Source organism: Flavobacterium adiutor (assembly GCF_048282555.1).
Taxonomy (GTDB): domain Bacteria; phylum Bacteroidota; class Bacteroidia; order Flavobacteriales; family Flavobacteriaceae; genus Flavobacterium.
The window spans coordinates 2,896,489-2,908,623 of the sequence record NZ_CP182487.1; the positions used below are offsets into that span (position 1 = coordinate 2,896,489).

The following is a 12,135-nucleotide window of genomic DNA, read 5'->3' on the forward strand; positions in this document are numbered from 1 at the left end:
TAATTAATTTAAGCCGAATTTCTACTTGCATTTGTATTTCCAAAAAGAGAGCGTGTTACGATTTTTTCGTACACTTTTATCAAATCCTGATTCACAGTATTTTCCTTATTCAATTCATTAATTCTTAATAAAGCATATTGCTGTATTGTCAATAATGGCAATACGATACGCTCTCTTATTTGAATTGATGCTTTACCATCCGGATAATTTTCCATCAGTGTTTTATGACCCGCTATTTTAAGTAAAAGACGTTCTGTTTCTAAAAATTCATCATAAATAATCTGCCAAAATTCACCAAATTCAGGATCTTTTCTCATGTAAGCAGTCAGTGGCAAAAATGATTTTGCTAATGACATCATACTATTCTCTAAAAGTGTTTTAAAGAATAGTGAATTGTGGTACAAATCACTCACTTTATGCCACTGGTTAGTATCTTCAAAATGCTTTAAAGCAGTACCTACTCCAAAAAACCCAGGTACATTTTGCTTCAATTGACTCCATGAACCCACAAAAGGAATTGCTCTCAAATCAGCAAAATCTAATTGTTCCGATTTACTTCTTTTGGATGGACGGCTTCCTATATTCGTTTTAGAGTAATATTTCAAAGTACTCATCTTTTCTAAATATGGAATAAATTTAGGATGATTTTTAAAACTTAAGTATTTTTCATATCCTAAACCAGCCAGTTGAGTCAAAATAGCTGTCTCCTCTGCGCTTAATTCATTTTTTTCTTTACCAAAAACCTGATTAGTTACTCCGGCACTTAGTAAATTTTCGATATTGTAACGACAGGAATCTAATGTTCCAAAATTAGAACTAATAGTTTGTCCCTGAACAGTAATCTGAATTTCGTTGTTCTCAATTTTAGGCCCTAATGAAGCATAGAATTTGTGCGTTTTACCTCCTCCACGTGCAGGAGGACCTCCACGTCCATCAAAGAAAATAACCTTTATGCCATATTTTCTGGATATCTGTGTTAGTTCTATTTTTGCCTGATAAATGCTCCAGTTTGCCATTAAATAACCACCATCTTTTGTTCCGTCAGAGAAACCTAGCATAATAGTCTGCTTATTTCCACGTGATTTTAAATGCGCTGAATATTCAGGATTTGTGTACAACTGTTCCATAATTGAATGTGCATTTTGTAAATCATCAACCGATTCAAAAAGCGGAATAATATCAACCGTTGGATTTTCCCAGTTATTTAAACGAATCATAGCAAAAGTTTCCATTACATTCAATGCACTTTCATTATTACTAATAATGTAACGATTTGCTCCGGATTCACCATTGTTCTTCTGGATTGTTTTGATAGCCTGAACAGATTCTAAAGTCTGTCTGGTGATTTCATTTTCAAAATCATCCGGATTCAGATTTCCTTTTACCTTTGAAAGAACAGTTAATTTTTCATCTTCAGACAAGTCGAAATAATTTTCCGGGAATATTTTTGAATCTGAATTTAAGTAATAATTCACGACATCATGAAAAACAGCATTGTGAATTTTACTGTTTTGACGTATGTCTAAAGTAGCAAAATGAAAACCAAACAAATTAATTTTAACCAATAAAGCCTCTAACTCATCTAAATATAAGGACTGATGTTTTTCGATAATAATGGTTCTGATTTTATTTAATTGAGTAAGCAATTCTTCTAAAGTAATGTAAATTTCACCTTTAGAATAGAAAACCGATCTATAAAGCTTATATTCAAGTTCAGCAACTAAAGTATTTACACCTGAAAAAGTTAACTTTCTTTTTAAATTACGCATTTCTACATAATAGCATTTCAAAATTGAAGTACGCAGACGTTCAGCAACTTTCAATGTAATCTCAGTAGTTACAAACGGATTCCCGTCACGATCACCTCCTGGCCAGAAACCAAGTTTTATTAATTGATTTTTAATAGCTTCTCCCTGAAGAATATTTTTTTGCAGATAATGCACTATTTCTCCTGCAGTTTCATAAAATACATTTTCCAAATACCAAATCAAACTTACTGCTTCATCGTATGGATTTGGCTTTTCATTCTGGATAAAAGGAGTTTTTCCTAACTGAGCCAGCAATTGTTTTATTTTTAACAAGTTATTTTGCCTGATCGCTTCAGTTAAATCATTTATAATTCCAAGTACAGGTCCCGGATAAAATTGTGTAGGATGTGCTGTTAAAACAGTCCTAACATTAAAGTTTTCAAGAAAATCAATTAATTCTTCATCCTTTTCTTTAGCATCAGACTTTTCTTTTATATCACGAAGTGATCCTCTTCCTTCCATGTTATTCACAACAGGAAAAGCAGCATCCTCAATAGCATCAAATAATACTATTTGACGTTCAATATACTGAATAAACCGAAACATCAAATCAATCTTTTCTGTCTCAGAAGCGTTATTTAAAAATTTATTTGAAAAAAAATCAAAAATTTCTTTTGGAGTCTCCTGCTTTTTAAAACCTGTTTCACATGTTTCTGTAAACAATGGAAGTAAAACCCCAGTATTATCAATTGAATCGAAGGGTAATGTTATAAAAACACTATTATAAATATGATATTTAGAGAGAACATCCTGATTAAAACGTTCAATTTTTGGTAACGTGTACATAATTTTAGTTGTTGGTTATTTAGTCATAAAAAAACCCCAAGAAAAACTTGAGGTTATATTTTTATTAATATAGCATTCAAGAAAAATATTACATATTTTTAAAAATAGTATGCATCAAACGCTTCTTATCATTAATACTTTCTTCTAATGAAATCATGGTTTCAGTTCTGTAAACTCCTTCAATATCATCAATCATGAAAATAACTTCTTTAGCATGCTTAGTATCCTTAGCTCTAATTTTGCAAAAAATATTAAATTTACCTGTGGTTACAGAAGCTACAGTTACGAATGGAATTTGATTAATTCGCTCTAATACAAATTTTGTCTGAGATGTATTATTAAGAAACACACCTACATAAGCAATAAATGAATACCCTAGCTTATCATAATCTAAGGCTAGTGAAGACCCCATTATAATCCCGGCATCTTCCATCTTTTTTACTCTAACATGTACAGTTCCTGCCGAAATCAACAATTTTTTTGCAATGTCAGTAAACGGAACCCTCGTGTTGTCTATTAACATATCTAAAATCTGGTGATCTACTTCATCTAAACGAAATTTACTCATAATTCTTTAATTAATATTACTAATTTGTATTACAAAGTATAAAAATATATATAAAAAACAACAAATTCACATAAAATTTAACTTTTTATCAGTCCGTTAACAAATTTAACGTTTTTATTTAAATAAAAGTTTGCTTTTTGATCTGGTTTCGGAAAATTGGTAAAATCATCTGAATATGCAGCGCCTTTTGCATCGTAAACATAATGTCCGAAGAAATTTTCTAACTCACCTACTTGAACTATATAAGCATTAAATTGAATATTGCCGTCAATCAATTCTTCTTTGTATTGTGCGACAAAATTCGTAATAATTTCGATACCATCATAATTTATTTTGACATTTTTATACATAAAATCATAAAAAACCACATTATTTTGTGAAATATTCAAATATTCACTAATCCTATTATTAACTATATCGTTTTCGAAAAGCACTTTAAAACTGGTAATAAGTGAAAAGAATATATATTTTCTGGTAACCTCGCGTGAGTAATCATTTTGAAAATGACCTGCTTCGAATAAAATTGTTGGAACTCCTAAATACTGAAATGTATCTCCTATACAATTTAAATTGAACGAATCATCAAAACGCCCTACCTGTCCAGGTATATATTTTTGCAGCTCATCATTAATTGCTGCGATTAAGTTAATTGCCTTTAATCTATTTTCATTTATTTCTCTTTCTTCATTATAAGAAGGAGCTAAAAATGATACAGTAGCAGGTTTTCCAGTTGTACCAGCCCCAAAAATAGTTCGCTGATCATGAAGATTGAAACAAAAATGAGGATTAAAATCTTCAAAAACCCCTCTCAAAACCCTGCTTTCGGGCTGAGTTAAATTTTGCGAATCCCTGTTTAAGTCAATTTCATTAGCATTGGCGCGAGTATACAATTCTGCTCCGTCCGGATTTAATATTGGTATACAGCAAAAAGTAAAAGCTGAGAGCATATTTTGCGCAAACTCTGAACCATTATTCAAAACATTAATAAAATCAAACAATGCTTTAGTGGTGGTGCTTTCATTTCCATGCATTTGCGACCAAAGATAAATTCTGGTTTTTCCTGTACCAATTTGATAAGTATATATAGGTTTACCTAAAACAGATTTTCCAACAACCTGTACCTGATTGGCTGTATTAATCCTTTCTAATATTGGCTGAATATGTTCTAATGTCAGATAACGTCCCTCAATTGACATTTCTTTGTTTTGATTAAATAATTCTTCTAAATCCATGGCATTTGTTAATTAGTTTACAAAAGTAAATATCTTTATTTTAACAATAGCAATTCGATTAATTTTTTAATATTTCAACATTGTAAACTTTTTTTCTAAAATAGTAACAAATTAATCCCTGTTCAAAAAACAACTTCATAACTAAACATCAAAATGCTATAAATCAAAATTATAACACAAAAAAAAATAAAGTTATAATTTAACAAAATAGATTATTTAACATCGTTTATAATTCTAAAATTACGACAAAGACTCTTTTTTGTTTACATTTGTAAAAACTAAATTTCAAGACAATAGTTTACAATGTTAAACACAGATGGATTTGTAAAAAGACTAGAAACAGTACTGGATTATTATAGTTTAAACGCATCAGCCTTTGCAGATAAAATTGGTGTTCAGCGTTCAAGTATCTCTCATCTCCTATCAGGACGAAACAAACCTAGCTTAGATTTTGTGATGAAAATTTTAGAAGTTTCCCCCGAAATAGACTTGTATTGGCTTTTGACCGGAAAAGGAGATTTTCCAAAAAACAATAATGAAACTTGTGCAGCATTTACACAGTCGTCTGAGTCTGTTTCACCAAATAAAGATTCGGCCTCTGAAATTAAATTTAATTCTAAAGAAAATAAAAATTCTTTAGACGTTCAAAACCTGAATTTGAATTTTGAAGACAAAGAAATTGAAAAAATTGTTCTTTTCTATAAAAACGGAACATTTAAAACGTACTCAGCCAAGTAAAAAATGTAAAGTTATTTACTTAATTCTTCACTAGCAATTGATAATAAAATCTCTTTTCCAATCAACCCCAGACGGAACAGTCCTTATTATCCCTCTCGGAAAACTCAACCACTCACCTACTACATTTCTTAAATTCCTAAATAAAATCTTGATTTATTTCAACATTTTCGATCTAACTATTTTACAGCTTATTAGCTTTAGAAAATAAATTTTATACAATAGTCACTTCATCAAAATTCAATATTAGGTACAGAATAAAAAAAATTAATGGTAAATTTGGTAAAAGCACAAAAAATGATTCGAAAAGTATTTAGTTATTTAATACCAATTAAAATATTCCGAAAAAAATCATCCCGTAGTAAAATGATTGAAGTGACCTGGACCAATGGTGAATTGGTTTTAGATTCTGAAAACACCAATTATTCATATGGAAGTTTGCAGCGAATCTTAAGGTACGGTTTAAGAAATATTGGTTTTGAAACCATTCAGAAAATGAATCACATCTTGGTTTTAGGAGTTGCCGGCGGAAGTGTTATAAAAACCCTGATTGATGAAATTCAATTTAAGGGCAAAATAACAGGAGTCGAAATTGATGCAGATATGATTCAGATCGCCAATGAATATTTTCATCTTTCTAAAATTAAGCAACTAGAAATTATTATTGACGATGCTTTTGAATTTGTATTAAAAACTAAACACCAATACGATCTCATTATCATTGATATTTTTGAAGACACCAATATGCCCAACTTTTTATTTGAGCGTTTTTTTAGTGAAAAGATTTTATCTATATTAAATAAACAGGGATTTGTTCTTTTTAATACTATGATACTCGATGAAGAACATAATATTAGGAATCGTAAATATGTTTCAGAAATTAACACTGAATTATATGCTACTAAAATGTTGCCTCGTGTAGAGCAGCACAACGAATTAATTATTATTGAAAAAGTTGCTTAGTGTATTATGAAATCTCTTTGCTCTATATTAAAAAACAGTTTACCTGCTAAGATTATTGACTCTACTATTGATTATTCAAAATATGTAACTTTAGACTTATCTGTAAATAACCAGGATTTAACAGAAAACAAATTAGGGAATTCAACTGATCTTGAAAAATACATTAATGAGTATTTAAAAAAAAATAATGCTGAAGTAGCCTTCGGTGGTTACATTGAAACAAGAAACTTGTATCAACGAAGTTCGATTTTTAAAAACAATAAGATTGCGGAGCGTAATATTCATCTTGGTCTTGATTTTTGGATAAAGGCAGAAACACCAGTCTTTGCAGCTTTGAATGGAAGAATACATAGTTTTAAAAATAATGTTGGCTTAGGAGATTATGGGCCAACCATAATTTTGGAACATCAAATTGAAAATCAAAAATTTTATACTTTATACGGACATTTATCGTTAGAAAGTTTAAAAGGGATTAAAATGGGGGATTTTTTTAAAAAAGGAGAACATCTGGCAAACATTGGAAGTTCAGAAGTAAATGGAGATTACGCTCCGCATTTACATTTCCAAATTATTAAAGATATAGAAAACTATTGGGGCGATTATCCTGGTGTCTGCAATACAAATGATTTAAATTTTTATATGGAAAACTGCCCGGATCCCAATTTATTATTAAAAATAATATAAATAGTTATGAAGAAAGCAGGATTGATTATATGTTTGTTGTTATTAATGAGTTGCAAATCTAAAACTATAAGCAGAAGTACTGAAGATTTAAAAATTAAAAAAGTTTCAGAAGCCGAAATAAATTCTGGTCAGCAAAACAAGGCCTATTCATTAGGGAAAAGGGTTCTTGAAACGTGTAATACATCAAAGTTCAAACCCTTTAATGAAACAGAAGTTACAAAATCAGTTATGGAAAACACAACTCAAGAGCGTTTAACTAAAACTTGTTTAAGATTTCGTCAATACTATGGAAGCTTTGTCGATTTAAAACTTGAGGGTGTTTATAAGGCTAAGAGCAAAACTATCTATAGATATCGTGCCTTGTACACGAAAAAGGTTGCTAATAAAGAACTCCGTGTTTTTGTAAACGAAGAAAATCTAATCTCTGCAATAAAATCAATGGACTGGGATGAAAAATTTGATACTAAATTTAATTAAAATAACTAGAGAACACTTATGACTTTTAAATTATCCTTTATTTCGTTTCTTTTGATTTCATTTTTTACGAGTGCACAGCAAACCATAAGTGTGAAAGGTTCTAAACCATTTCCTGCGACTGAAAATTATACTTTTATCTGTGAAAAATATATTCTTACTGGAGAAATTGAAGTACAGATTGCGAAAACTGATAAAGGCGGAATTCTAAAATTGACTATTGCCACCGGAAATGACAAAACCAAAATTTCAGGAGGTGTATATGTTGATTTAGTCAATGCTGATGTAATTGCATGTGTTGATAGAAACACTAAGGAGAGTGAAGAAGGAAAGACTACTTCCTACTATTACTTTACTCCTGCAGAATTTTTGAAATTAAAAAAAACTGATATTTACGCCATTAGATTTATACTTACCAGCAATGCCAGTACTTTCGGAAACCAAACAGGCTATTTTACAGCATTAAACAGAAAAAACTATTTTTCGACAGCTTTTGACAAATCGAAAAAAACTTTTGATACAGCTGCTGCAATTAGTGCTTTATAAATTTTTTAAACCAAAAAAAATCTTACTTTTATAGCCTAATTTTGTTATAATGAATCCTAACGAGAACTTAATTGCTAAATTTTATACTGCGTTCGCAAATGCGGATGCGAAAACAATGAATGAATGTTACCATCCTAATGTTCATTTTATCGATCCAGTCTTTGGTCTTTTAAAAGAAAAACAGGTTTCTAAAATGTGGGAAATGTTGCTTTTAAAGAGCAAAGGAGACATTAAAATTGAATTTTCAAATATAAAAGCAGATGAATTTTCCGGAACAGCCCGATGGGTTGCCACTTATAAATTTAGTAAAACAAATCGAAAAGTAGTTAATCAGGTTTCTGCCGAATTTCTTTTTCAGGATGGGCTAATTATCAAACATACGGATAATTTTGATGTCTGGAAATGGTCGAAACAAGCTTTCGGAATTACCGGATATTTATTAGGATGGACAGGTTTTTTTCAAAATAAAATAAAAGAACAGGCACTGCTTTCACTTAAAAAATTCCAAGAAGCTCAATAAAAAAATTCTTCCTTAATAATAAACAAATAATCCCACTACAAAAAAGTGGGATTATTTATTTTGTATTTTATTTCTCTAATTAATGTTGTAAATTTTCCAAGTCTTTTGGTTCATGTTTGTATTTAAATAAAATTGCAAAAGCTATTGCAATTACAAATGCATAAGCTGCAAATGAAAACCAGACGCTTGACCATTGAATTTTATTGGCAACTGTAAAATAACTCACTGTACGACCCGCCATTTCTCCTCCAATTATGGCTCCAACACCATTTGTCATTAACATAAATAATCCCTGAGCACTTGACCTGATTTTACTGTTTGTTTGTTTTTCTACAAATAATGAACCCGAAATATTAAAAAAGTCAAATGCCATACCGTATACTATCATCGATAATATCAGGAAAATAACTCCGGAACCGGGATTTCCTATCCCAAATAAAGCAAAACGCAATACCCAGGCAATCATACTAAAAATCATAACTTGCTTAATTCCAAATCGTTTTAAGAAAAACGGAATGGTCAGGATAAAAAGAGTCTCTGAAATTTGGGATAACGAAATAATAAAAACAGAATGTTCAACCCCAAAAGTACCCTGATATTCAGGATTAGAACCAAAATCTCTTATAAATGTATCACCAAACATATTGGTTATTTGTAATGCAGCACCCAATAACATTGCAAAAACGAAGAATATTGCCATTTTCTTCTGTTTAAAAAGTACAAAACTGTCTAAACCAAATTTACTTGTAAGTGATTGATTGCTGTTTTTATTTTCAGCAGGTACATCGGGCAACGTAAAGCAAAAAAGCCCTGTAATAATCATAGATACTGAAGCAAAAACAAACTGAATCGTATTTGATTTCCAGTCCGTTAAATCAGTTATCCACATAGCGATTACAAAACCTACTGTTCCCCATACACGGATTGGGGTAAAGGTTTTCTGGACATCAAAGCTAAATTTATTTAAAACCGCATAACTCACAGAGTTATTTAATGCAATCGTTGGCATATAAAAACAACTTGTCGCAAAAATAATCCAGTACATCTCTGTAGAGTTAGTTGCTTTGGTAGCAAAATATATTGCAATTCCGGCAATAATGTGAGAAATCCCCAATACCTTTTGAGCACTCAGATACTTATCCGCAATAATACCTAGTAAAGCCGGCATGAACAAACTGGCCCAGCCCATTGATCCATATGTTCTTCCAATTGATAATCCAATACTACTCCCTTCTACAGGACCAAAAACCTGCCCCATATACCCTCCTAATGAAATCAACCATATTCCCCATACAAAAAACTGGAAAAAATTCATGATTGTAAGTCTTAGCTTTATATCCATAGTAGTATTTGTCTATTAAATAAATGAAGCGGTAAAACTACCATTAAAAATGAAATCTACAAAAAATTAAACAGTTTTAACAACTTCGTTTACCAACTCCAAAACAGCGGCAAATTGTTCTTCTTTATTTAAATAGGAATTATCAATTTCTATCGCATCGTCAGCAATCACTAAAGGAGAATCTTCCCGGTGTGTATCTATGTAATCTCTTTCGACAACGTTTTTTAAAACCTCTTCATAAGAAACATTATCTCCCTTTCCCTGCAATTCATTAAAACGTCTCTGAGCACGGGTTTCAGCGCTGGCTGTCATAAAAATTTTTAGTTCAGCTTTTGGAAACACTACTGTTCCAATGTCTCTCCCATCCATTACAATAGCCTTGTTTGTTCCCATTTCCTGTTGCTGTTCGACTAATTTTGCACGAACTTCAGAAACTTCTGCAACTTTACTAACAAAGCTGGAAACTTCAATAGTACGAATTTGTTTTTCTACATTTTCTCCATTAAGGTACATTTCAGCAAAGCCTAAGTCAGAGTTGTATTTAAACTCTAAGTGAATTTTAGGAAGTGAATCAATTAAAGCTTTTTTGTCAAAAAAATCGGCTTTAATAAAATTGTTATTCATTGCAAAAAGGGCAACTGCACGGTACATTGCTCCGGTATCAACATAAACATAAGCAAGTTTACTCGCCAATTGTTTTGCTAAAGTGCTTTTTCCGGTTGATGAAAAGCCGTCAATAGCAATAGTAATATTTCTCAAGTTGGTAATTTTAGTTAAAATAATTTTTACTACTTATTAATAATAAATATCTAAAAGGATGTTTGATTTTGAAGAGTCGATGATTTTTTCAATTCTTTTGAAAAATTGTTCATTTACCATTGGACAACCATGACTCCGGCTAATATAGTGATCCTGTTCTTCGTATGGAACAGCTGAATAATGATGTAATACAATCGCTCTTTTGTATGCATTGCTATTTGTTTCATCCAGTCCAGACAATCGATAAGCTTTTCCAAACATTCCGTTATAATTAGTCCCAATAACATATCTTCCTAATGAAGTGCAGTTTGAATTAGGTTCATTGCTAAACTTCAAATCTCCTTTTATTCCGGTTTCAGAACCACATCCATGAGCTACAAGTCCCTGATCTATTATTTTATTATTTTGCAGGTCATAAACGAAAAAACGATTTTTACCGGATGGAATTCTCATGTCAACAAAAAAAGCAATTTTAGAATTGTATTTAGAATTATCTTTCAGCATTGATTTCATTTCATCAATTCTAAAATTAATTCTTTCTATTTCCAGGCTATTAGGTTCATCTTTAAAGTAAGGTTTTGAACTGATAAAAGCACCTGAAACTATTAAAACTAAAATCAAATTAAATATTCTCATTTAAAATCATTATTGAAGATTAATATTTAAACCAAAAAGACTTGTATTTGCTGCTAATGTATATTTAGAATATGAATAATTAAATTTTAATCTATTCATTTTTAATCCAAAACCTAATGAAACTCCTGAAAAATTGCGCTGTTCTTCAATTCTTAATTCTTCACCTCTTCTGAAATTATAACCTAATCGGATATTGAATGCTTTTTTAGGAAAAAATTCTACTCCAAAAACCACATGTCTCAAAGCATTGTTTACAAAGGAGACTTTTTCCGGCTCAGATGAACCATCAATATTCCCTTGTCCACGTACAGGGTTAGAAAAAGAAATATTCCATTGCTGTAAATTTTCCAAAGACAAATGCCATCTGATAGGCACATGATCCAATTCTTGCGAAACACCCGCAATAATTTCCAGCGGTAATTTTTCTTTTATTCCGGAATAAGTAGTAAACTGGGTACCTATATTTCGTATTGCCAATGCCCAGTTTACATCATTTCTTTCATCAATGAACAAAAAACCTAAATCTAACGCACCACCAACGGAATTGTAACTTTCTAAAGTGGATGTTATCAATTTTGCGTTTGCACCAATATGTATGTCTGTATAGGGAATATTGTATGCATACCCTACCGAAAGAGCTCCCTCGCTACCGGTAAAATCTGAAGTAGCCTGACCATTCTCGTCATATCCTTCAAAAGTACCGTAATTTATATAACTGATTCCGGCATAAAAGGTCTGTACGTGCCTATCGTAAGTATAGGCATAAGAAGCTGTTCCATAAGAAGCCTCTCCATAATAATTTCCGTAATTCATTGCCAGATGATTGTCCATATCTGCGTTTAGTGTAGCTGGATTAAACATTACCTGATTTACATCCTCATCATAAATTGTAATCGATTTTCCTCCTAATGCTGCCTGCCTTGGAGAAGTTGTCAAATTCAAAAACTGATAGGCATATCGCCCGCCAATTTGCCCATAAGACAGAGAAAAATTCACCAACAAAAAAAACAGAATATTTTTTTTCAACATGTATTGTCAGGGGCTAGTCTTATCAGAACGAAAATATATGGATAAAATTATAA

13 protein-coding genes are annotated in these 12,135 nt (G+C 31.1%); 6 read left to right on the plus strand and 7 right to left on the minus strand.

Going from position 1 to position 12,135, the window contains the following annotated elements; all coding sequences use genetic code 11:
• Nucleotides 1-8: 8 nt before the first annotated feature.
• The 3 genes from ACNC7R_RS12095 to ACNC7R_RS12105 form a co-directional block, all read right to left on the minus strand.
• Nucleotides 9-2,594 carry a phosphoenolpyruvate carboxylase gene (locus ACNC7R_RS12095; RefSeq protein ID WP_417941337.1) on the minus strand — a complete coding sequence of 862 codons (2,586 nt, stop codon included), beginning with the start codon at nt 2,592-2,594 and terminating at the stop codon, nt 9-11.
• An 88-nt stretch (nt 2,595-2,682) separates the two neighbouring features.
• A complete protein-coding gene (locus tag ACNC7R_RS12100) occupies nt 2,683-3,162 on the minus strand; it encodes an Lrp/AsnC family transcriptional regulator (RefSeq protein ID WP_007805990.1) in 480 nt (159 codons plus the stop codon).
• Nucleotides 3,163-3,239: 77 nt separating this feature from the next.
• Entirely contained in the window at nt 3,240-4,394 is a 1,155-nt protein-coding gene (locus ACNC7R_RS12105; protein ID WP_417941338.1) for a M14 metallopeptidase family protein, read from the minus strand.
• A gap of 303 nt (nt 4,395-4,697) precedes the next feature.
• Between ACNC7R_RS12105 and ACNC7R_RS12110 the strand changes: the two genes are divergently transcribed.
• The 6 genes from ACNC7R_RS12110 (at nt 4,698) to ACNC7R_RS12135 (ending at nt 8,316) form a co-directional block, all read left to right on the plus strand.
• Nucleotides 4,698-5,132 carry a helix-turn-helix domain-containing protein gene (locus tag ACNC7R_RS12110; RefSeq protein ID WP_417941340.1) on the plus strand — a complete coding sequence of 145 codons (435 nt, stop codon included), beginning with the start codon at nt 4,698-4,700 and terminating at the stop codon, nt 5,130-5,132.
• A gap of 294 nt (nt 5,133-5,426) precedes the next feature.
• The gene (locus ACNC7R_RS12115; RefSeq protein WP_417941341.1) at nt 5,427-6,092 is read left to right on the plus strand and encodes a spermidine synthase; all 666 of its coding nucleotides are present in this window, start codon (nt 5,427-5,429) and stop codon (nt 6,090-6,092) included.
• Nucleotides 6,093-6,098: 6 nt separating this feature from the next.
• Nucleotides 6,099-6,776 (plus strand): peptidoglycan DD-metalloendopeptidase family protein, encoded by a 678-nt coding sequence (locus tag ACNC7R_RS12120; protein WP_417941342.1) that lies wholly within the window; start codon nt 6,099-6,101, stop codon nt 6,774-6,776.
• Nucleotides 6,777-6,782: 6 nt separating this feature from the next.
• Complete coding sequence (locus tag ACNC7R_RS12125; protein WP_417941343.1) at nt 6,783-7,253, plus strand: hypothetical protein; 471 nt, start codon at nt 6,783-6,785, stop codon at nt 7,251-7,253.
• 18 nt (nt 7,254-7,271) lie between these two features.
• On the plus strand, nt 7,272-7,796 hold the full coding sequence (locus ACNC7R_RS12130; protein WP_417941344.1) for a hypothetical protein: 525 nt from the start codon (nt 7,272-7,274) through the stop codon (nt 7,794-7,796).
• A 49-nt stretch (nt 7,797-7,845) separates the two neighbouring features.
• Nucleotides 7,846-8,316 carry a nuclear transport factor 2 family protein gene (locus ACNC7R_RS12135; RefSeq protein WP_417941345.1) on the plus strand — a complete coding sequence of 157 codons (471 nt, stop codon included), beginning with the start codon at nt 7,846-7,848 and terminating at the stop codon, nt 8,314-8,316.
• Nucleotides 8,317-8,395: 79 nt separating this feature from the next.
• Here ACNC7R_RS12135 and ACNC7R_RS12140 read toward each other — a convergent pair whose 3' ends face one another.
• The 4 genes from ACNC7R_RS12140 to porQ form a co-directional block, all read right to left on the minus strand.
• Nucleotides 8,396-9,658, minus strand: a complete 1,263-nt coding sequence (locus ACNC7R_RS12140) for a nucleoside permease (protein WP_417941346.1) — start codon at nt 9,656-9,658, stop codon at nt 8,396-8,398.
• 66 nt (nt 9,659-9,724) lie between these two features.
• On the minus strand, nt 9,725-10,417 hold the full coding sequence (cmk, locus tag ACNC7R_RS12145; RefSeq protein ID WP_417941347.1) for a (d)CMP kinase: 693 nt from the start codon (nt 10,415-10,417) through the stop codon (nt 9,725-9,727).
• A gap of 36 nt (nt 10,418-10,453) precedes the next feature.
• Nucleotides 10,454-11,053, minus strand: coding sequence for a murein L,D-transpeptidase catalytic domain-containing protein (locus ACNC7R_RS12150; protein WP_417941348.1), 600 nt, complete (start codon nt 11,051-11,053; stop codon nt 10,454-10,456).
• A gap of 9 nt (nt 11,054-11,062) precedes the next feature.
• Complete coding sequence (porQ, locus tag ACNC7R_RS12155; protein ID WP_417941349.1) at nt 11,063-12,082, minus strand: type IX secretion system protein PorQ; 1,020 nt, start codon at nt 12,080-12,082, stop codon at nt 11,063-11,065.
• Nucleotides 12,083-12,135 lie beyond the last annotated feature (53 nt).